This window comes from Pseudomonas shiyinii (assembly GCF_056725765.1).
Map to the genome: position 1 here is coordinate 3,369,647 of NZ_CM161522.1, position 20,766 is coordinate 3,390,412.

The 20,766-nt window shown below is 62.0% G+C and carries 15 protein-coding genes; 5 read left to right on the top strand and 10 right to left on the bottom strand.

All coding sequences use genetic code 11. The features are described 5' to 3' along the window. Nucleotides 1-35 precede the first annotated feature (35 nt). Complete coding sequence (locus tag ACXHGZ_RS15150; RefSeq protein WP_480460436.1) at nt 36-1,676, bottom strand: phosphoethanolamine transferase; 1,641 nt, start codon at nt 1,674-1,676, stop codon at nt 36-38. Nucleotides 1,677-1,941: 265 nt separating this feature from the next. Here ACXHGZ_RS15150 and ACXHGZ_RS15155 point away from each other — a divergent pair, with 265 nt between their 5' ends. Further along, a complete protein-coding gene (locus tag ACXHGZ_RS15155; protein WP_084858373.1) occupies nt 1,942-2,175 on the top strand; it encodes an HP1242/YdcH family protein in 234 nt (77 codons plus the stop codon). 87 nt (nt 2,176-2,262) lie between these two features. On the opposite strand, the gene ACXHGZ_RS15160 is transcribed toward ACXHGZ_RS15155, so the two are convergent. After that, nucleotides 2,263-3,444 carry a trans-sulfuration enzyme family protein gene (locus ACXHGZ_RS15160; RefSeq protein WP_480460437.1) on the bottom strand — a complete coding sequence of 394 codons (1,182 nt, stop codon included), beginning with the start codon at nt 3,442-3,444 and terminating at the stop codon, nt 2,263-2,265. Nucleotides 3,445-3,600: 156 nt separating this feature from the next. On the opposite strand from ACXHGZ_RS15160, the gene ACXHGZ_RS15165 reads away from it, so the two are divergent. After that, nucleotides 3,601-4,059 (top strand): Lrp/AsnC family transcriptional regulator, encoded by a 459-nt coding sequence (locus ACXHGZ_RS15165; RefSeq protein ID WP_224456519.1) that lies wholly within the window; start codon nt 3,601-3,603, stop codon nt 4,057-4,059. 261 nt (nt 4,060-4,320) lie between these two features. Here the strand turns inward: ACXHGZ_RS15165 and ACXHGZ_RS15170 are convergent, their stop codons facing one another. Then, nucleotides 4,321-6,645 carry an FdhF/YdeP family oxidoreductase gene (locus tag ACXHGZ_RS15170; RefSeq protein ID WP_480460438.1) on the bottom strand — a complete coding sequence of 775 codons (2,325 nt, stop codon included), beginning with the start codon at nt 6,643-6,645 and terminating at the stop codon, nt 4,321-4,323. Between the two features lie 279 nt (nt 6,646-6,924). Here ACXHGZ_RS15170 and moaA point away from each other — a divergent pair, with 279 nt between their 5' ends. Continuing rightward, the gene (moaA, locus tag ACXHGZ_RS15175; protein ID WP_324817413.1) at nt 6,925-7,929 is read left to right on the top strand and encodes a GTP 3',8-cyclase MoaA; all 1,005 of its coding nucleotides are present in this window, start codon (nt 6,925-6,927) and stop codon (nt 7,927-7,929) included. A gap of 20 nt (nt 7,930-7,949) precedes the next feature. Further along, on the top strand, nt 7,950-8,849 hold the full coding sequence (locus ACXHGZ_RS15180; RefSeq protein WP_480460439.1) for a bestrophin family protein: 900 nt from the start codon (nt 7,950-7,952) through the stop codon (nt 8,847-8,849). 30 nt (nt 8,850-8,879) lie between these two features. On the opposite strand, the gene moaB is transcribed toward ACXHGZ_RS15180, so the two are convergent. The 6 genes from moaB to ACXHGZ_RS15210 form a co-directional block, all read right to left on the bottom strand. After that, a complete protein-coding gene (gene moaB, locus ACXHGZ_RS15185) occupies nt 8,880-9,419 on the bottom strand; it encodes a molybdenum cofactor biosynthesis protein B (RefSeq protein WP_084858368.1) in 540 nt (179 codons plus the stop codon). Between the two features lie 543 nt (nt 9,420-9,962). Continuing rightward, nucleotides 9,963-10,232: a PAAR domain-containing protein gene (locus ACXHGZ_RS15190; protein WP_480460440.1), complete on the bottom strand. Its 270-nt coding sequence runs from the start codon at nt 10,230-10,232 to the stop codon at nt 9,963-9,965. Then, the gene (locus tag ACXHGZ_RS15195; protein ID WP_480460441.1) at nt 10,232-11,767 is read right to left on the bottom strand and encodes a type VI lipase adapter Tla3 domain-containing protein; all 1,536 of its coding nucleotides are present in this window, start codon (nt 11,765-11,767) and stop codon (nt 10,232-10,234) included. Before ACXHGZ_RS15195 ends, ACXHGZ_RS15190 begins: the two co-directional genes overlap by 1 nt. Before the next feature lie 69 nt (nt 11,768-11,836). After that, the gene (locus ACXHGZ_RS15200) at nt 11,837-13,501 is read right to left on the bottom strand and encodes a type VI lipase adapter Tla3 domain-containing protein (RefSeq protein WP_480460442.1); all 1,665 of its coding nucleotides are present in this window, start codon (nt 13,499-13,501) and stop codon (nt 11,837-11,839) included. Next, a complete protein-coding gene (locus ACXHGZ_RS15205; protein WP_480460443.1) occupies nt 13,498-15,522 on the bottom strand; it encodes a T6SS effector phospholipase Tle3 domain-containing protein in 2,025 nt (674 codons plus the stop codon). The genes ACXHGZ_RS15200 and ACXHGZ_RS15205 overlap by 4 nt, the downstream gene beginning before the upstream one ends. Beyond that, the gene (locus tag ACXHGZ_RS15210; RefSeq protein WP_480460444.1) at nt 15,519-18,080 is read right to left on the bottom strand and encodes a type VI secretion system Vgr family protein; all 2,562 of its coding nucleotides are present in this window, start codon (nt 18,078-18,080) and stop codon (nt 15,519-15,521) included. The genes ACXHGZ_RS15205 and ACXHGZ_RS15210 overlap by 4 nt, the downstream gene beginning before the upstream one ends. A 317-nt stretch (nt 18,081-18,397) precedes the next feature. Here ACXHGZ_RS15210 and ACXHGZ_RS15215 point away from each other — a divergent pair, with 317 nt between their 5' ends. Further along, a complete protein-coding gene (locus ACXHGZ_RS15215; protein ID WP_480460446.1) occupies nt 18,398-19,288 on the top strand; it encodes a LysR family transcriptional regulator in 891 nt (296 codons plus the stop codon). 120 nt (nt 19,289-19,408) lie between these two features. Here the strand turns inward: ACXHGZ_RS15215 and ACXHGZ_RS15220 are convergent, their stop codons facing one another. After that, on the bottom strand, nt 19,409-20,743 hold the full coding sequence (locus ACXHGZ_RS15220; RefSeq protein ID WP_480460447.1) for an MFS transporter: 1,335 nt from the start codon (nt 20,741-20,743) through the stop codon (nt 19,409-19,411). Nucleotides 20,744-20,766 lie beyond the last annotated feature (23 nt).

The following is a 20,766-nucleotide window of genomic DNA, read 5'->3' on the forward strand; positions in this document are numbered from 1 at the left end:
CATTGGGGGTGAAACCTGCGCCATCCTTGGTTTGATCAACGGTCAGCGGTCATCCAGGGGCGACAGCTGGCGAACATGTCCATCGATTGCTGGTAGACCTCGGTGCGCACCTGCAACAGGCCGAGCATCGAATGGAACAGGTTGTCCTGGCTCAACGGCGCGTCGCGCAAGCGGCCCAGGCAGTCGCTGTCGAGGGCGAAGTCCTGGCGGTAGCTGTCGGAAAACCACATCAACAATGGCACGTGACGCTGCTGCTCAGGGGCCAGCATGTAGGGGGTGCCGTGCAGGTAGAGGTTGTATTCGCCCAGGGATTCGCCGTGGTCGGAGAGGTAGATCATCGCCGTATCGACCTTGTCCTGGCGGCTGCGCAACAGGTCGATCAGCGAGGCCAGCACCTGGTCGGTATAGGCCAGGGTGTTGTCGTAGCTGTTGATGATCGATTGCTCGTCGCACTGGTTCAGGGCATTGCTCTGGCACACAGGGGTGAAGCGCTGGGCGCTTGCCGGGTAGCGCTTGTAGTAGTCGGGGCCGTGGCTGCCCATCTGGTGCAGCACCAGCACGGTGTCGTGGTCTAGGTGGTCGAGCAGGTCGCCCAGGCCCTGCAGGAGGATCTCGTCGCGACACTCGCCGTCAGCGCACAGGTTCGGGTCCTTGAGGTTGCTGACGTCGACGAACTGCACCCGGTCGCAGGTGCCTTTGCAGCCGGACTGGTTGTCGCGCCACTGCACGGTGAGGCCGGTACGCTGGAGGATATCCAGAAGCCCCTCGCGGTTCTTGGCGACGCGGGCGTCGTAGTCCTTGCGCGGCATGCCGGAGAACATGCATGGCACCGACACGGCGGTCTCGGTGCCGCACGAATGCACATCGGAAAACGCCAGCAGGCCCTGCTCCTTGCCCAGGTTCGGGGTGGTGTCGCGGTCGTAGCCCAGTACGCCGAAGTTCTGCGCCCGGGCGCTCTCGCCCACCACCAGCACGGTCAGCGACTTACGCGTGTGGCGTTGCCAGGCGGCGCTGTCGCGCTTGGCGTCCTCTCCGTAATGCTGGAATGGACGGGCGGCGCTGCCCAGGCGTTCACTGACATAGCCGAACGAAGCCCCGACGATGTTGCTCGGGGTGAGCATCAGGCGGATCTCGTGGTGGTTGCGAAACAGCGAGGCCAGGCCCTGGTAGTTGACCAGTGCCACCGAGCCGAGGGCCGCGACGCACGCGCCGCTGACCACCAGCTTGCCGAACAGCTCGCGGTGCCAGGGGCGATAGGCGATGGGCGCTTTCCACACCAGTAATGAAGGCAACATGCCGAGCAGGATCATATACAGGGCAAACTTCAGGGAAAGCAGGTCCCGTACTTCCGTGACATTGGTCTCGGCGATATTACGAAACATGCCAGTGTCGACCAGTACACCATATTGGTTCATGAAGTAGGCGACGCCCGCGCCACTCATGAACAACAAGATCAGCACCGGTTTGAGTACGTACTTGAACGCCACCAATGTGAGGATGAGATTGAACGCGAAGAACATCAGCACGGCGAATGCCAACAGCAGCCACAGCCCCACCACGCCGGGCGGTACCACGGCCTGCAGGTGCTCCCACAGCGCAGTGTTGAAACCGATCAACAGGTAAAGACTGGCCAGCAACGTGACCCATTCGGCCCGCAGGGTTTTGAAGTTCGGCATGATGTTCGCAGATGAGAGTTATTATCGGCCGTCGCACCAGGCGGGGCACCGGGGAAGTTGGCCGAACTCTAGAAAGCGTGCCATCAATTTTTCGTGAAAAAGACGCCAACGAATAATGGACGGTGCGGGTTTTCCAGATGAAATGAATTTCATGTTTGCCGGTACTGCGTGCGGCCCCTTGGCGCACCCTCCCTCCGCAACCGGGCAAAGGCGACTATCCTCAAGGTTCAGGACTTTTTGCCAACCCCTGACCCGAGGTGAAGAAATGCCAGTCCCGCATGATCTGCTCGCTGACCTGCACATTTCCGCTGACGATTTCCAGGCGCTGATCGACAAGGACCAGACGCTCCATCAACTGCACAAGGAGTACAACGCCAAGGACAAGGAGGTGGTGGCCGCCGAAGGTAACGGCACTGCCGACGATGCGGTGAACCGCCTGCGCAAGGAGCGCTTGTTGCTCAAGGACAAGATCGAACGGATCGTTCATCCGGCAAGGTGATTACACAGACCGATACCCTTCGCGGGTGAACCCGCTCCCACAGATTGGACTGCATGCCCTGTGGGAGCGGGTTCACCCGCGACTACCTCAGCTCTCGGCCGAAGCCTTGAGCGCCGTGTCCAGGTCCTCGATCAGGTCGCGGTAGTCCTCGATCCCGACCGACAGGCGCAGCAGGTTCTCGCTGATGCCCATCTGCCCCTTCTGCTCTGGGCTCAAGGAATTGTGCGACATGCTCCAGGAATGGTTGATCATGCTCTCCACACCACCCAGCGAGTCGGCCAGCACGAAGATCGACAACGCCTCCACCAAGCGGTTGACCGCAGCCCGGTCACCCTTGATCTTCATCGCCACCACCGCGCCGCCGGTGCGCATCTGGCGCTTGCACAGCGCATGCTGCGGGTGGTTTTCAAGTTCCGGGTAGTACACCTGCTCGACCTGCGGGTGCCCCTCGAGGAAGCGCGCCACGCGCAGGGCATTGGCGCATTGGCGCTCCATGCGCACGTCCAGGGTCTTGAGCCCGCGCAGGGCCAGGTAGCAGTCGAACGGCCCCTGGATCGCACCGACGGCCATGCTGATCCGCCGCAGGCGCTTGAGCAGCTCGTCGTTGGCGGCGACCACCACGCCACCGATCAGGTCGGAGTGGCCGCCGATGTACTTGCTCGCCGAATGCATCACCAGGTCCACGCCGAGGGTGATCGGCCGCTGGTTCCAGGGCGAGCAGAAGGTGTTGTCGATGCAGGTGAGGATGCCGCGCTCGCGGGCCAGCTTGCAGACCGCCTCGATGTCCACCAGGTGCAGCAACGGGTTGGTCGGCGACTCGATCCAGATCAGCTGGGTCTCGGGGCGGATGGCCGCAGCCACGGCGTCCAGGTCATTGAGGTCGACATAGGTGGTGCTCAGGCCCGAGGTACGGCTGCGGTAGTCTTCCATCAGGCGGAAGGTGCCGCCGTAGACCCCGTTCATCACCACCACGTGGGCATCCTTGGACAACAGCTCGAGCACGGTGGCCGTGGCCCCCACGCCCGAGGCAGTGGCCACTGCACCTGCGCCTTCCTCGAGGGCGGCGACACAGGTTTCGTAGGCATGTCGGGTCGGGTTGCTGACTCGGCTGTAGGCGTATTCGGGGTTGTCGTCCAGGCCGCGCTTGATGAACGAACTGGTGGTGACGATGGCCGGGAAGATGGCATTGTCGGCGACGCTGGACTGCTCGCCGGCGTGGATGGTGCGGGTGGCGAAATTGCGCGGCTTTTCGGACATGGTCGGGTCCATTGACTCTGCTGAGGTTGGAAAGCACCACTATCGCATATCCGGTGGGGCGCCGCCGAACGGGAATGAACCTGCGCCACGCCCGTGCCGGCTATTCTTTTCGTACCCCGATCGCGCTAGTCTCGAGAAACTTTTTCTCGCACCGACCGGCCATCGCATATGGACAGTTTTGACCAACACATCCTTACCCTCCTCCAGCGTGACGCCTCGATGTCCCTCAAGGACCTGGCCGAAGCCGTCAATCTTTCCACCACGCCTTGCTGGAAGCGGGTCAAGCGCCTGGAGGACGAGGGTTACATCCGAGGCCGCGTCGCCCTGCTCGACCCCGAGCGCCTGGGTCTGGGGCTGACCGTGTTCGTCCAGCTCAAGACCCAGCGCCACGACAGCGCCTGGCTGGAGCAGTTCGCCCGGGTGGTGACGGGGTTCGAAGAGGTGATGGAGGTGTATCGCATGTCCGGCGACTGGGACTACATGCTGCGGGTGGTGGTGGGCGATATCGCGGCGTACGACCGGTTCTACAAGAAACTCATCACCAGCACCGACGGCCTGTCGAACATCACGTCGAGCTTCGCCATGGAACAGATGAAGTACACCACGGCGTACCCGGTGCATCGATGACCAACGGGGCCGTTGCGGCCCAATCGCCGGCAAGCCGGCTCCACAGGGACTTCGCAAGTCTTGAGAGCGGCGCGATCTCGGTGGGCGCTGGCGACAGCCTGCGATGGGCTGCAAAGCAGCCCCAAGCCCTCAAACGCTGGATCCCCCAGACTCAAGGGCCGCTTTGCGGCCCATCGCAGGCTCCACCACAGGTACGACGTCAACACTGTCCGGGTGGGAGCCGGCTTGCCGGCGATTGGGCTGCGCAGCAGCCCCACTGGATCAGGCCACGCTCGCCTCGATCCGGTTCCTGGCCCGCGTCTTCTCCAGCTTGATGGCCACGAACTTCGAGGTCGGCGTGTAGGTGCCCTCGCCATAGCTTTCCAGCGGCACCAATGGGTTGGTCTCCGGATAGTAGGCCGCCGCCTGGCCTTCGGGCAGGTCATAGGGCACTAGGTGGAAGCCCGACACCCGACGCTCACGGCCGTCCTCCCACAGCGACACCATGTCCACGTGCTCGCCCGGCTCGAAGCCCAGGCGGCGGATGTCCGCCTCGTTGACGAACACCACTTCGCGCAGGCCGAACACACCCCGGTAGCGGTCATCCAGGCCATACAACGTGGTGTTGTACTGGTCATGGGAGCGCAGGGTCTGCAGGATCAGGTCCGGGTTGTCGCCACGGGCCAGCACCTGGGCATTGACCAACTGCCGAGGCAACTCGCTGGCGGTGAAGCGCGCCTTGCCAGTCGCCGTGCGCCATTCGCGCTCGGATGCCGTGTTGCCCAGGTGGAAGCCGCCGGGGTGCTGCAGACGCTCGTTGAAACCGCTGAAGCCCGGGATAACCTCGGCGATCATGTTGCGGATACGGCTGTAGTCGGCGACGGCGTACTCCCAGTCGATCGGCCGGTCGCCCAGGGTGGCCTTGGCGATGCCCGCGATAATCGCCGGCTCCGAACGCAGGTGCGGCGAACGGGGTTTGAGCTGGCCGTGGGAGATATGCACCATGCTGAAGGTATCTTCCACGGTGACACCCTGGGGCCCTTCGGCCTGCAGGTCGATCTCGGTACGGCCCAGGCATGGCAGGATCAACGCATCGCCACCGGTGACCAGATGCGAGCGGTTGAGCTTGGTGGAAATCTGCACGGTCAGCGCGCAGTTGCGCATCGCCGCGTGGGTACGCGGGGTATCCGGCGTCGCCTGGGCGAAGTTGCCACCCAGGCCGATGAACACCTTGGCCCGGCCCTCTTCCATGGCCTTGATCGCCAGCACCGCGTTATGCCCGTGCTCGCGCGGTACCTTGAACTGGAAGCGTTTTTCCAGGGCATCGAGCAGCTTGGCCGGGGGCTTCTCGTCGATACCCATGGTGCGGTCGCCCTGCACGTTGCTGTGGCCGCGCACCGGCGACAGGCCCGCACCGGGCTTGCCGACGTTGCCGCGCAGCAGCTGCAGGTTGACGATCTCCTGCACCGTCGGCACCGAGTGACGATGCTGGGTCACGCCCATGGCCCAGCACATGATCACCCGCTCCGCCTTGCGGTACATGCGCGCGGCCAGCTCGATCTCGGCCAGGCTCAGGCCCGACTGCTCGACGATATGTTCCCAGGAGGTGTCATCCACCGCAGCCAGGTAGGCCTCGAGGCCATCGGTGTGCTCGGCGATGAAGGCGTGGTCGAACACCGCCGGCTCGCCCTTGGCCTGGGCTTCGCGCTCCCACAGCAACAGGAACTTGGCAATGCCGCGCATCGCTGCCATGTCGCCGCCCAGGGCCGGGCGGAAGTAGGCGGTATTGGTGGGTTCGGAGCCGTTGCTGAGCATCTCGAACGGGTGCTGCGGATGCTGGAAACGCTCCAGCCCACGCTCCTTGAGCGGGTTGAAGCACACCACCTGGGCGCCCCGCTTGACCGCCTCGCGCAGCGGTTCGAGCATGCGCGGGTGGTTGGTGCCCGGGTTCTGGCCAATGACGAAGATCGCGTCGGCCAGTTCCAGATCATGGTAGACGACCGTGCCCTTCCCTACGCCCAAGGTATCGGCCATGCCCACGCCACTGGCTTCGTGGCACATGTTCGAGCAATCAGGGAAATTGTTGGTGCCGTAGGCGCGCACGAACAGCTGGTAGAGAAACGCTGCCTCGTTGCTGGCCCGGCCGGAGGTGTAGAACTCGGCCTGGTCTGGGGTCTCCAGTGCGTTGAGGTGCCGGGCAATCAGGGCGAAGGCTTCGTCCCAGGTGGTTTCCACATAGTGGTCGGTGGCGGCGTCGTAGCGCATCGGGTGGGTCAGCCGGCCTTGGTACTCGAGCCAGTAGTCGGTCTGGGCGGCCAGGGCGCTGACGCTGTATTTGGCGAAGAACGCCGGGTCCACCGAGCGGCCGGTGGCCTCCCAGTTGACGGCCTTGGCGCCGTTCTCGCAGAACTTGACCATGTCGCTCTCAGGCGACTCGCCCCAGGCGCAGCCAGGGCAGTCGAAACCGCCGTTCTGGTTGGTCTTGAGCATGGCCCGCAGGTTCTTGAAGGCATTGTCGCTGCCCAGCCAGCTCTTGGTCACGCTCTTGAGTGCGCCCCAGCCGGCGGCCGGTCCCTTGTAGTCCCTGATATGTTCGTCTTGGCTCATGCGATGGGTCCTCACGCTCTTGAAAAGGCACCGGCTGGTCAGGTCCGGTGTTTATCCAGCCTATGGACCCCGGCCTAGAGCCGTCCAATCGAAATACCTTAAAGCGTGATAAGCCCTCTCGATCATGACGTGCAGCCCTTGTAGGCCGCGGCCTGCAGCCGTGATAGACAGGGCTGATCGAACAGTCAGGGAAAGCAATTTGACGAGGGTGCCCGCAGGTTATAGCTTGGAGGTTGCCTGCGGCGACACGCCGCCTCACCCAATACCCAGAGCATGAACGTGGAAGAGAACACCCAGGCACTGATCGACGGCTTCAATCGGCGCATCGACTACCTGCGGATGTCGGTCACCGACCGCTGCGACTTCCGTTGTGTGTACTGCATGGCCGAGGACATGCAGTTCCTGCCGCGCCAACAGATCCTCAGCCTCGAGGAGCTGTACCAGGTGGCCGAGCGCTTCGTCGCCCTGGGTACCCGCAAGATCCGCCTGACCGGCGGCGAGCCGCTGGTACGCCAGGGCATCGTCGAGCTGTGCGGGCGTATCGCCGCCCTGCCCGGCCTGCGCGAGCTGTGCCTGACCAGCAACGGCTCGCAACTGGGTCGCCTCGCCCAGCCGCTGTTCGATGCCGGCGTGTCGCGCCTGAACATCAGCCTCGACAGCCTCGATGCCGAACGTTTCCGCAGCCTGACCCGCACCGGCGACCTGCACCAGGTCATCGCCGGCATCGACGCCGCGCGCCGCGCGGGCTTCCGGCGCACCAAGCTCAATTGCGTGGTGCTCAAGGGCCGCAACGACCACGAGATCGTCGACCTGGTGCGTTTCGCCGTCGAGCGCGAACTGGATATCTCGTTCATCGAGGAAATGCCCCTGGGCGTGATCGACGAGCACGAGCGCGGCGAGTCGTACTGCTCCAGCGACGAAGTGCGCGCGCGCATCGCCGAACACTTCACCTTGGTGGAGTCGGCCGAATCGTCCCAGGGGCCGGCGCGCTACTGGCGGGTCGCCGAGGCACCACAGACCCGGGTCGGCTTCATCTCGCCGCACAGCCACAACTTCTGCGCTACCTGCAACCGCGTGCGCCTGACCGTCGAAGGCCGCCTGCTGCTGTGCCTGGGCAACGAGCACTCGATGGACCTCAAACAGATCCTGCGCGCCCACCCCGGCGACGCCGAACGCCTGGAAAAAGCCATCCGCGACGCCATGCACCTCAAGCCCTACCGCCACCACTTCGAGGTGGGCGGCGAGGTACAGATCCTGCGCTTCATGAACATGACCGGCGGCTGATCGCCCGCCTCTGGAACACCATGATCGTCCATCCCCGTCCCGATGTACTGCGTGTGCTCTTCACCCTCAAGGGCTCGATCGTCAAGCGCATCGCCCTGCGCTGCCTGATGGTCACCTTGCTGGCCGCCCTGATCGTGCTGATCGAGCATCACTACCCGGCCTTCTTCTACCCGGTCAGCGCCACGCCCTTCACCCTGCTGGGCCTGTCGCTGTCGATCTTCATGAGCTTTCGCAACAACGTCTGCTACGACCGCTGGTGGGAGGGCCGCAAGGCCTGGGGGCGGATGATCATCGAGATACGTTCGTTCATCCGCGAAAGCCAGGCGATCGCCGACGAGCGCCTGCGTGCCGAACTGCTGCGCGGCCTGTGCGGCTTCGCCCATGCGCTCAACGCCCGCTTGCGCAACGAGGATGAGCTGGCCGCCGCTCGGCCGTGGCTGGACCAGGGCGCCAGGATCAGCCCGCACAATACCTGCGACGGCATCCTGCGCCAGGTCGGCGAGCATTGCTCACGCTTGGCCGAGCACCAGTCGATCAGCGAATGGCGCTACACCCTGCTCGAACAACGCCTGGTGGGCCTGTCGGAAGTCCAGGCCACCTGCGAACGGATCAAGGGCACACCATTGCCCTTCCCCTATACGTTGCTGCTGCACCGCACCAGCTACATCTTCTGCGTACTGCTGCCGTTCGCCCTGGCCGAGCCGCTGGGCTGGCTGGCACCGATCTTCACCACCATCATCAGCTACACCTTCTTCGGCCTGGATGCCATCGGCAACGAGCTGGAAGACCCGTTCGGCCGTGACGAAAACGACCTGCCCACCGATGCCATGGTGCGTATCCTGGAGCGCGACGTACTGTCGGCGCTGGGGCATGAACCGCTGCCGCCGGCGCTGGTGCCGGTGGATCATGTGTTGAGCTGAGAACGACGGGGCTGCCAGGCAGCCCCCCACCTACCCCCGACTCTCACACATCCCCACCGCCTTCAGGTGCGGCACGAAATTGCATGGCCGATGCCGCGCATCGAGCTGTTCCACCAGAATCCCTTCCCAGGCCGTACGACAAGCCCCGGTCGAGCCCGGCAGGCAGCAGACCAACGTGCCGTTGGCCAACCCGGCCAAGGCCCGGCTCTGCACCGTCGAGGTACCGATATCGAGGATCGACAGCGCGCGGAACAGCTCGCCAAAGCCATCGATGCGCTTGTCCAGCAGGCAGCCCACCGCCTCGGGCGTGCTGTCGCGCCCGGTGAACCCGGTGCCACCGGTGATCAGCACCACCTGCACCTGTTCATCGGCGATCCACTGGGCGACCTGGGCGCGGATCTTGTAGAGGTCATCCTTGAGCAGCGCCCGTGCCACCAGACGGTGGCCGACCTCCACCGAGCGCGTAGCCAGCAGCTCGCCCGAGGTGTCGTTGTCGAAGGTACGGGTATCGCTGACGGTCAGCACGGCGATGTTGAGCGGTACGAACACCGCGTCCGGTTTCACACTCACCTGGGGTTCCTCACGAAAGGGCATTGTCATGCCACGCTAGGGCCTAGGCCGGGTGACGTCCAATCGATATGGCGAACCGGGTTATCGAGGCCCTCTATCAATCCCAGCGCCCTGTCTGCTGCGATGCAGATGCCCTGAGGGAATTAGCGGGTCCTGTGGGAGTTTCCATGGTGCTGGACAGGCTCAAATTACCTTTTGGTTTAACACTTCTCAGCCGTGCCAATACGGCCCAGGCTCCGCTTGCTTCATGGGCGATTACCCAGCCCTTCGGGCTGCGCTGTCACGCAGAGAACAAGCGGCCAATGTAGCCCCTGTGGGAGCGGCGGTGCGGCGGTCCGACTTGTCCCGCGATTAGGCCGGGCCCGATATCACTGTCGCCAGGCAAGGGCTTCGCCCTTGATCGCGGGACAAGCCCGCTCCCACAGGGTGCCGCAAATCAAATGGTCATGCGTTGTTCTATGAGAGCTGGCGGAGCCTGCGATTGGGCCGCCCCTGCCATCGCAGTGCCAAGGCAGCGTCTGCTCCACTTCGAGCATCACAGGGTCAAGACACCCGTACATCCATAGCATGGCACGCAACACCCTGGCAGCCACACGCTAGACGATGCCCTTGCAGCACCACGGGAATCCCGTTCATCCGCCGCGTCGGGTGGCCTTCGATGAACGCGAACTCCCCCTTGTGCCTCGGGCAGGTGGCCTTGTCGCCCAGCACAGCCGGCGTCTTGCCCTTGATCGTATGGGACCCCGCCAGCTGGCAGACCACCACGCGGCCGCCGCTGCTGGTAGGGTCACCCAGGCAAATAGGATGGCTCATTAGGGCAAACCGTAGTTGAAAGGGTCAACACCGCGATTCTGGCGGTTCTTCTCTTTGCGCGCCTCATCCGGCGGGCGGACCATCTGCACCGTCAGGCTGCCGTCCGCACCGGCGTACACCACTGCACTCGTGCCGCCGTCCAGGTAGCTGGCGATGCATGCCAGGTTGATCTGCACCAGGGCGCTGCTGACACCGGTATTGCCCAGGCGGCGGCCGATGTCGTAGCCCTCTTCCACATTGCCGATGTCCAGGCCGTGGCCGTCGGTATTGAGCTCATGCAGGGCGTTGGTCAGGGCGATTTCAGCTTCGAGGTTGTCCGTGGTGTCGTAGAACACCCGCACCGGCTTGTGCCCCTTGGGCAAAGTGTCCAATGCCTCCAGCCAGCCGGCTTGCAAAGCCTTGGCCTGAAGCGCGGGTTTCAGGCGCTTGCCGTTTTCATCGTGCATCGGGACTTTGATCGGACGGTGCAGATAGCCCAGTACTGGTGAAGCGTCGAACTCATCGACCTGATGCTGGGCCCAGCGGACCGGTAGCCAGGGAGAAGGCTCGAAATGACCGGGGCCTCGGTTGCTGATGGTTTTCCAAAGTTCGGGGAGTTTGGAGTGCCAGTAGGCGGTGGACATAAGTGGTGGTATAGGATATTCAACGCCCTTGGCTCGCTCTTTGTCCCGATACCAATATAGGTGCGCTCTATTCTGCTCCCAATAGAAAGCCCACAGCTTTCCCAAATCCGTCTTCTTGTTTTGATTATTTTCCGCTTGACTGATGGCATAAGGGCGGATATAGCGATCTACTCGATCAGATCGCGCAACCAACAAACCCATCATATTTTCATATATAACAGGCACTCCTGGAGCGCTACGCAAATCCGGCGCACCTGGCTTGCGATACATATTGCGCACCACATCACCATCCTTACTAACTATCAGAGCCTCAGGCACCCTAGGATTATCATCAAAAAACTTAAATAACCTCTCAATCATCGCTTGGGCATGCGTAGTATTTTCGTCTCCCTCCCATAGAAACAGAGTGACACCCAACGTAGCCGCATTACGACCAGAGCCAATCAAGTTAGCAGCTCGGTATGCACTGCCATATGGATTAGGCGGAGCCAAGGCAAACACCGGAATGGGCCAGTAGGCTACTGATTCGCCGGCTGAGCCTTTAAAAGCCAAGATCATTTTTATCTTACTGGAAGATATTCTGGTCGTAATGGAATCACTGTAATCCTTAGGATCGCGCGAGTAAACCGACAGAAAGTTGTCATTTTTATTTTTTATAAATTCCCATATCCTGGCTTGAGCGTCTTTGTGGATCGCAAGCCCAACCCCACGCATTTCCAATGCAAAATTCTGCGTATGCATGGCATTCTGCTTCATGATTTTGGCTTCAAGCTCAGCCCTACTGGCTACAAGCTTGGCTTTTTCGCTCGCCGACGCATTGAGCCACAAATGAATGCTGAAAATTAGAGCGACAACTCCGAAGAAGGATGAAATACCCAAAGCCAATAAGGGCGCGGAACTCCGATAAGTCACGTCCAACTCCCTACCCTTTCATTCGAATTTAGCAACCTTTGTCAATCACCCTGCAAATAAAATGGCTCATTAGGGCAAACCGTAGCTAAAAGGATCAACACCGCGATTCTTGCGGTTCTTCTCTTTGCGCGCCTCATCTGGCGGGCGGATCATCTGCACCGTCAGGCTGCCGTCCGCACCGGCGTACACCACTGCACTCGTGCCGCCGTCCAGGTAGCTGGCGATGCATGCCAGGTTGATCTGCACCAGGGCGCTGCTGACACCGGTATTGCCCAGGCGGCGGCCGATGTCGTAGCCCTCTTCCACATTGCCAATGTCCAGGCCGTGGCCGTCGGTATTGAGCTCATGCAGGGCGTTGGTCAGGGCGATTTCAGCTTCGAGGTTGTCCGTGGTGTCGTAGAACACCCGCACCGGCTTGTGTCCCTTGGGCAAAGTGTCCAATGCCTCCAGCCAGCCGGCTTGCAGGGCCTTGGCCTGAAGCGCGGGTTTCAGGCGCTTGCCGTTTTCATCCTGCATCGGGACTTTGATCGGGCGGTGCAGATAGCCCAGTACCGGTGAGGCGTCGAACTCATCGACCTGATGCTGGGCCCAGCGGACCGGTAGCCAGGGAGAAGGCTCGAAATGGCCGGGGCCTCGGTTGCTGATGGTTTTCCAGAGTTCGGGAAGCTTAGATTGCCAGTAGGTGGCGGACATTGTCGGTGCAATTGAAAGCTTATTCCCCTTGGAGAGCTCTATTTCTTCATACCACTTGTCGAATGCTCTGCTTTGCTCCCAATAGAAATCCCACAGCTTGCCTAAATCCGTTTTCTTGCTTTGATTGTTCTCGGCTTGATTTATTGAATAGGGGCGGACATAGCGATTGACTCGGTCCGACCGAGCAACCAACAACCCCGTCATGCTCTCATATATTGTCGGCACGACCTGAACATCTTGGAGACCAGGTGTACCGGGCTTGCGATAAAGATCACGTACCACATCACCATCTTCACTCACGATCAACGCCTGCGGAACAGCCGGATTATCCTCAAAAAATTTGAACAGTCGTTCGATCATAATTTGACCATGGCTGGTGTTCTCGTCGTTTTGCCAGAGAAATAGCGTGACGCCCAGCGTTGCGGCATTACGACCAGAGTTGATCAGTCCGGCGGCCTCGTCCCCCTTGGCATAAGGAACAGGCGGTCCTAGGGCAAAAACGGGAATTGGCCAATAAGCGACTGATTCACTAGCCGAGTGCTTGAATGCTAATCGAACTTTTATTTCACTAGAGATTTCCCTAGAACTTAAAGAGTCTGGATAATCCATTGGATCATCTGAATAGACCGATGTGAAATTTGAATTTTTATCCTGGATAAATTTCCATATTCTAGACTGCGCATCCTGATGAATAGCAAGCCCTACGCCGCGCATTTCGAGAGCATAAGTTTTTGCGGAAGTAGACTCTTGCTCCGATAATGCGGCTAAAATCTCAGCTCTATGCTTAGCTAGCTTTGCCTTCTCGTTCGCTACCGCATTCCACCACCAATGGATACTGAAAACCAGAGCAACAATACCGACAATGGATGAGATACCCAGAGCCAACAGGGACGTAACGTTACGATAAGCCACACCAAGCGCCTGCCCTTTCACATAAACCACCATCAGAAGCCCAAGCCAAAGTACAACCATCAGCCCGGACAGCAATAAATAAACTTTAAGCTTAGGTCGCGTTCTAACCGGCAAAAGGTCATCCATCATAGAACAGCCTCACCTTCAGGACTTACGATTAGAGAAGGAGGCACCAGAGATACCAAATCGGAAGATGGGAAAATACCTTTTTGGTAGTACTCACTGCTCGCTTTTACCATTCCTTGGATTTCATCACTCAGTCGCGACCAGCCTGGTAAATTTTCGAGTTTCAAAAACCTTCTCTTATCTATCTTCCAATCCGCAATCGCCACTAACACCTCCCGCAACTCCGGATCATCCAGGCAATGCGCCTGTCCAATCGCAATATCCATCGCCGTCACCCACCGATGATTTTCCGGGCTACGCAACACGGCCGAGTGGTAACTATTTTTTTCCAGCACATCGAGATCGACCCTCATCCGTGCTCGGATTTCGTTGGGTGTTTCCTCTCGCAGAATGTCGAAATAATCCGGCGTGCCCAGCACCCAGTTACCGTATTTGCGCTCTTGCTTGAGGGCGCCGGTCTGGTCGCCGGGTTCCTTGCCTTTGTTCCAGGCAGCGCGGGCTTTTTCCAGGTCGATCCGTGCGGGCACCGAAGCGATCTTCCGCCACTGGAAACGAGCCACCGGATTACCCAGGGCATTGCTGATGCTCACGTCGTCCGGCCTGTCGAGCCCGGACTGTTCAGGTGAGCCGGGTTGCGCCTCACCTCCGAACATGTGCGGTGCATGGGGTGGATTCAGCGGCTCGCCATTGATCAAGCGCTCTTCGCCCACGGCCATGCCCCCCTGGGAGGCAAAGCCCACGAACAGGTTGTTTCCTGGATAGCGGTGCTCACCCTTGGCGCGCAGCTTGTCCGGCCCGGCCGCTTCCCCCACCCGTACCGGCTTGCCATTGCGATGGCGCTTGGTCCACAGCCGCTGGTAGAAGCGCAACGGGTGCAACGCCTGCATCGCGGGCGTTCCATCCGGCAGGGTGTCCGGCACGCCGTAGGTGCCGATGCCCTTTACGTCATCCAGCGCCACGGTGGTGTCTTCCGGGCAGAAATACAGGTACACCTTGCCGCGGTTGTCCCGCTCGGGGAAAACGGTGAGGTTGCCGACCTTGTCCTTGCGTGAACCTTGGGTCGGCGACCAACGGGGGCCGGTGCGGCCGCCGTAGGTCTGGGGATCGCGCAATGCAGACAAGGGCGGTTCGGGGTGAGGCGTGGCGGTGACCGCCTTGACGATACGCAGCAAGGTGGACAGCGTGTCGTGGTGCTTGGGCGTCACGTTCGGCAGCACGCTGTACGGCGTATCCACCATGATCAACGTGTCCGCGCAGCGCTGGCCTTTGTCCACCAGCATGGCCTGGGCCAGCAGGGTGATCAGGGTCCCCTGGCTATGCCCGATGATGGTGATGGTCTCGTCGGGCGATACACGCCGGATCTCGCTGACGAGCATGGCCAGACGGGTAGCGGCCAGCACGAAATAACGACGATGAGGGCCCCTGCCCATGAACAAGGTATTGGGCAAGGCAAGTTGCGCCCCTTGACGCTTGAAGGCACCGAACCCCTCGCCATACATCTCCAGCAGATTGTTGGTGGCGTTTGCGAAGAAGCCGCCGCCCTTGGCGAAATGCCTGTCCAGCCGGTTTTCGAACACGTCCTGGTACTGATCACGCAGCTTGACGGGATTGTCCTCCTCGTCCCGTTTTATCTCCTCCGGTGCAGCGCGATATCCCCAGTAGAACGGGATCATCAGGCTACGGGTCTTGGGGTCGTCCGTGTCGCGCTTGTAGAGATGCGTATCGGGATCGTCGAGCGCGGTCTTGTCATCGGTATCGCGCTCCTCGGGAGCGCGCTTCATGGCCTTTTGGTAAACGGTCCCATACTGCCCCGCCTTCAGATCCGGCCGATCCAGGCGCTCGTTGACGCCCTGACACAACCCTTCTTCCACCGACGCGTACGACGCGCCCGGGTCATTCACCCCATGCAGGAAGATCACCACCCCCGGCAGGTCGGCGGGCACCTCCAAGCTGCGATCGGTATTCGAGTTGGGGATCAAGCGTGTCTTGCACCCCGCTACGACACAGTGCTCGACCCCCTTCATTGCGCGCCTCCTTTCGAGCCGTTGTCACGCAGGGCAGCCACCTGGGCCTGGTGCATCTGGTCGCGCTCGACGCGCTCGGTCCGGCCGCTGGCGTCGGTACGACCCTGCACGGTGCTGCCGTCCTCCAGCGTGATCCGGTAGGCATGGCTGGCTGCCAGGCGGACACTGTCCTCGGCATGCCCCGCGTAGTGGAACAGCAAGCGCTGGGCCGCCGGGTCGCGGCTGAAGACCGGGGCTTGGGCAGCATCGGTGCCGGGGCCGGTCCAGTCATGCTCGCTGGCCTTCACCGTGACCTTGCCCTGGGTACCGATCTCGATGCCGCCCCCGATCTTGATGTAGCTGCCGTCGTCGGCCACCAGGCGGATGGTGGGCGCGGTGACCACGGCCTCGCCTTCAACGGCCGAGAAGCGGAGGTTCTTTTGTGCATTGAGGGCGATGTCGTCGTCCTGGGCCTGGACCTGCACCTTGCCGCGGTTGGCAATGGCGCTGATGCCGCCGTCCTGAGCGAAGGCGCTGATCCCCTGGCCGGCCTGCAGGCGCATGGCACTACCACTGGTGAGCTGCAGGTTGTCCTGGGCAGTGGTGTCATGGTTCCCGCCGGCGTAGTGCAGCTGCGAACGCGGGGTCGCGCTGGCGATCCCGGCCTCGCCAGCCAACGCCAACAACGGCTCGCCCGTCGCGTCGCTGTCCGCAGCCGGCCATTGCGCCAGGGCCTGGCGCACGGCATCGCTCCCTTGGCTGTCCACCGCCTCGCCACCGCGCGCCGCAGCAGTCTGGCCCAAGGCCCTGAACAGCTCGCCACAGTCGGCCAGCAGCTGCAGCAGCTCCTGGCGGTCCAGTTGCGCCCCCGTGGCGTCGCGGCGCGCATAGGTAGTCAGCAGCATGCCTTGGGCGGCACGCAGGGCGATGGCGGCATCGGTGCGCAACTCGGCGCCGCTGCCACGGGGCTGGGCACGCCCGTCGGTGCGCGGCGTGGTGAGCTTGCCCAGGTTCAGCGCGGTGGACTGGTGGGTACTGGCCAGGCGGGTGCGCACTGCGCCCGACGTGTCATCGAAGAGCAACTCGTTGAAGCCGCGCCCCTTGTGCTCCTGAGTCCGGATACCCGACAACGCCCGGTTGCCCGGCAGGCCAACGGCCTTGCTGAAGCGCGGCGGAACCTGCTCGGCGTTGTACAGCGCCGCCGTGACCACTGGCCGATCGATGTCACCGGCCATGAACGAAACCAGCACCTCCTGGCCGATGCGTGGCACGAACTGGTGACCGAAGCCACTGCCGGCGCTGGGCATCGCCACCCTCAGCCAGGTGGTACCCTCCGGCAGGCTGTCACCTCGCTGCCAGGGAAAGCGAACCTGGACCCGCGCCAGTTCATCGGTGAACACCTCTTCGCCCTCCGGGCCCACCACGATGGCGCTGAGCGGCCCGTTGATGGTGGGGCGCGGCACGCTGAGCGGGGGGCGGTAAGGGATCTTCTTGCGGATACAGACGAAATCGTTGTCGTAGTCGGCAGGCTGGTCCGACAGGTAGTTATTACAGCCGCGATGTGTCACCGACAGCAGCAGGAACTCGCGCTTGGCCTGCGCCTCGCGGTCGTGGTCGAAATGCCCGGTCAGCTCGAAGGTGTAGCCCGGGCGCATGGCCCGGCAGGTGCTGCTGCCGCGAAAGGTCTTGGCCTGGGCTTCGATGGCCTCCAGGCGGTTGCGCACCAGCAGGTTGCCTTCGTCCACGGTGCGGTGGCTGCGGGCGCCCAGGAACTCATAGACCTCGTAACTCCCGCAGTCACCCTGCTCGTTCAAGGTGTCCATCTGGATAGGCAGCCGATTGCGAGGTTGCTTGTAGTCGAAGGTCTGCAGGGCCATCCTGCCCGGCTGCAGTTCACGTTGGCTGCGCCATTGAGTGATCGAATCGGTGGGCTCGGTGACGCAGGCACTGTGGTAACGGACCTGCGGTTGCTCGGCCAGCGGCCCCAGCATCTGGGAGCAGTCGGTGATGATCAGGGTATAGCCGTCGGCGGTATGCTCGAAGTAGAAGACCAGCCCCTCCTGCTCCATCAGGCGCATCACGAAGGCAAGGTCCGTTTCACGGTATTGGGTGAGGTAGCTGTGGGGCTTGAGGGCGTGATACAGGCGGAACTCGAAGCGTGCCAAAACCCCGTAGTGGGCCAGGACCGTGCCGATCACCGTTTCCACGGTTTGGCCCTGGAAGATGCGCGAGTCGATGCGCCGCGTCAGCATCCACAACCAGGGCTGCAACTTCGCCTGGTAATAGGCCAGCCCACCATCGCTCCGTTGCAGGCTGAACATCGTGATATGGCCATGGATATAACGGGTGCCGCCGCCCGCCAGTGCTATTTCCAACTTCGCCGGCTGGCCGATCAGCGACTTGAGTTCGATGCAGGCGTCCTGGCTGAGCAACCACAACTCGAAACCGGACAGCGTGCACAGCCCTTCGTTGCCGCTGAAGCGCTCGAGCAGCAAGGCCTGCTCGCCATCGAGGGGCGTGGTCAGTTTGATCAGGCGGCGGTGTTGAGGCGAAAACACCCGTTCTAAGTCCATTTGCACTTTACTCTACTCGACCGTGAAAGAGGCAATGAAAACGCCCTCTATTTTTACACGCGAATATCCAAGCGCAACCAACTTATATTTCATTTCAAATCGTTAAGAAAACCAGGAAAGTTCCTACAAATAAAAAACTCCATACACAAGAAATAGCCAAAAGCTAAACACCAAGAAAACTTTTGACAACAAAGCAGCAAAAAACAAACAATTGAACAGTTGACCTATTCCACCAGACAATGCTGAGCCGACCGCATTAAGCATTGGCCAGCGCCGGAAGACTTGGTTAAGGTCTGCCCATCCCGCTTCCATCAGGCCGTACCATGGACATCAAGCAGCTCAAGTTCCTCATCGCCCTCGACCAGACCCGCCACTTCGGCCAGGCCGCGGCGCTGTGCCATATCACCCAGCCGACCCTGTCCATGCGCCTGCGCAACCTGGAGGACGAACTGGACCTGGTGCTGGTCAAGCGTGGCCAGCGCTTCGAAGGCTTCACCGAGGCCGGCGAGCGCATCCTGGCCTGGGCCCGCACCTTGCTCGCCGCCCACGATGGGTTGCAGGCCGAGGCCGCCAGTTGCCGCGGCCAAGTGGTCGGCAGCCTGCGCCTGGGCACCGTGCCGCTGGCCAGCTTCAACCCTATGCAGCTGTTGCTGCCGCTGCGCGAAAAGTTTCCGGAGCTGCACTTTCAACTCAGTTCGCTGAGCTCCGAGCAGATCATCGATGGGCTGAGCCGCAACCAGCTGGACCTTGGCATCTGCTACCTGGACCAGGTCAACGCCAGCTTCTTCGAAGTGATCGAGCTGGGCACCACTACCATGGGCCTGCTGCACGACACCCGCTACTTTAACTTCGACACGCCCGCGCTGCGCTGGGAAGCCTTGGCCAACCTGCCGCTGGGCCTTCTGAGCAAAGGCATGCACTACCGCCAGTCGTTGGACCTGAGCCTGCGTAGCCGCGGCCTGGAACCGGCCGCGGTGCTGGAGAGCGACTCCACCTTCCAGCTGATCCAGGCCATCAATACCGGCATGTGCTGCGCCGTCATGCCATTGGATTGTGGGCTGGAGGAGCTGTCCGAGCACATGCGCATCCTGCCGATCGCCGATGCCAGCATCCACAGCCCGGTGGGGCTGCTGTTGCGCCGCAGCGAGCCACGCTCGGCGATTGCCGAGCAATGTTTCGCCGAAGCCAAGGCGTTGTTCACTGCCACGCCCTGAGGCCTGTGTCCGGGGAGCGCTTCGCGCTCCTTTCGCGGCACAAGGCCGCTCACAGAGCCAGCGCGAGACCTGTAGGAGCGGCCTTGTGCCGCGAAAGGGCTGCGCAGCAGCCCCTGTCCATCAATGCCGGGCCAACACCGCCTCTACAGCACACCCCGAAGGTTCCTCGTCGATCTGCGCCATGCTCAGCCGCGACGTCTCGCGCAACATCAACGAACACACCGCCACCAACCCCAGCGCCCCGGCTCCATACAACGCCACGCCCAACGGGTCGTGGTCGGTGAGGATCAGAATGGCCGTAGCGATACTCGAGGCCGTGCCGCCGCCCAGCGCCGCACCGATCTGGTAGCTGGCAGAGATCCCTGAGTAACGCATGCTGCGCGGGAACTGCTCGCCGAGGAACGCCGGGATCGGCCCCTGGGTCGCCCCCATCAGCAGGCCGGTCAGGCTGTAGGCGAACAGGGCGATGGCAAAGCTCTGCATGCCCACCAGGGCGAAGAAGGCGAACAGCCCCAGCGCCATGACCAATGCACCGAACACCATCACCGTGCGCCGGCCCAAGCGATCGGACAGGTAGCCGAACAAAGGTGCCGACAGCACGATGGCGATCGACAGGGTCAGGTCGAACATCAACGCCTGGGTGCTGCCGTAGCCCACCTGGGTGGCGTAGGTCAGGAAGAATGTGCTGCCGATATAGGCGATGGTGCAGTAACCGAAGGCGATGCCGGTGCACAGCAGCAATTGCCGTGGCCGCTGGCGCAGCGCCTCGGCCAGAGGGGCACGTACCGGCTTGGCGGCAGGTGCCGCCAGCGGCGCCGGGGCCCTGAGGCGGGCATACAGGCCGATCAGCACCAGGGTGCCACCGAGCCAGAACGGGATGCGCCAGGCGAAGTCCACCAGGTTGTCGTCGAAGGCCGCGCTGACGATGGCGAACACCGCAGCGCCAAGGATGCCGCCGACGCCGATGCCCATGCTCGTGAAGCTGCCCCACAGCCCTCGCCTGCCTGGTGGTGCCGACTCGATGCCGAAAAGCGCGGCACCACCCCACTCGCCGCCTGCGGCAAAACCCTGGACCAGGCGCAGCAGCACCAGCAGGACCGGCGCCATCACGCCGATGCTGGCGTGGCTGGGCAGGCAGCCGATGAGGAAGGTGCTCAGGCCCATGAGCAGCAAGGTCGCCACCAGCACCTTCTGGCGGCCGATACGGTCACCGAAGTGGCCGAAGACCAGCCCACCCAAGGGGCGTGCGAAAAAGCCGGCACCGAAGGCGCTGAAGGCCACCAGGGTCGCGGTCAGGTGGTCCATCTGCGGGAAGAACACCTGGGGAAACACCAGCGCCGCCGCCGTGCCATAGATGATGAAGTCATAGAACTCCAGCGCAGTGCCCAGGCCGGAGACGCAGAAGGTCCGCAACGCAGACCGGGATGACGCAGGGAGGGAATGTTCCGCATGCATTGTTGTTGTTCTCGTTTTGCGGG

What these genes read in the sequence shown, in the direction of transcription:
- ACXHGZ_RS15150 (WP_480460436.1), bottom strand. Translation starts at nt 1,676, where the DNA reads ATGCCGAACTTCAAAACCCTGCGGGCCGAATGGGTCACGTTGCTGGCC.
- ACXHGZ_RS15155 (WP_084858373.1), top strand. Translation starts at nt 1,942, where the DNA reads ATGCCAGTCCCGCATGATCTGCTCGCTGACCTGCACATTTCCGCTGAC.
- ACXHGZ_RS15160 (WP_480460437.1), bottom strand. Translation starts at nt 3,444, where the DNA reads ATGGACCCGACCATGTCCGAAAAGCCGCGCAATTTCGCCACCCGCACC.
- ACXHGZ_RS15165 (WP_224456519.1), top strand. Translation starts at nt 3,601, where the DNA reads ATGGACAGTTTTGACCAACACATCCTTACCCTCCTCCAGCGTGACGCC.
- ACXHGZ_RS15170 (WP_480460438.1), bottom strand. Translation starts at nt 6,645, where the DNA reads ATGAGCCAAGACGAACATATCAGGGACTACAAGGGACCGGCCGCCGGC.
- ACXHGZ_RS15180 (WP_480460439.1), top strand. Translation starts at nt 7,950, where the DNA reads ATGATCGTCCATCCCCGTCCCGATGTACTGCGTGTGCTCTTCACCCTC.
- ACXHGZ_RS15190 (WP_480460440.1), bottom strand. Translation starts at nt 10,232, where the DNA reads ATGAGCCATCCTATTTGCCTGGGTGACCCTACCAGCAGCGGCGGCCGC.
- ACXHGZ_RS15200 (WP_480460442.1), bottom strand. Translation starts at nt 13,501, where the DNA reads ATGATGGATGACCTTTTGCCGGTTAGAACGCGACCTAAGCTTAAAGTT.
- ACXHGZ_RS15205 (WP_480460443.1), bottom strand. Translation starts at nt 15,522, where the DNA reads ATGAAGGGGGTCGAGCACTGTGTCGTAGCGGGGTGCAAGACACGCTTG.
- ACXHGZ_RS15215 (WP_480460446.1), top strand. Translation starts at nt 18,398, where the DNA reads ATGGACATCAAGCAGCTCAAGTTCCTCATCGCCCTCGACCAGACCCGC.
- ACXHGZ_RS15220 (WP_480460447.1), bottom strand. Translation starts at nt 20,743, where the DNA reads ATGCATGCGGAACATTCCCTCCCTGCGTCATCCCGGTCTGCGTTGCGG.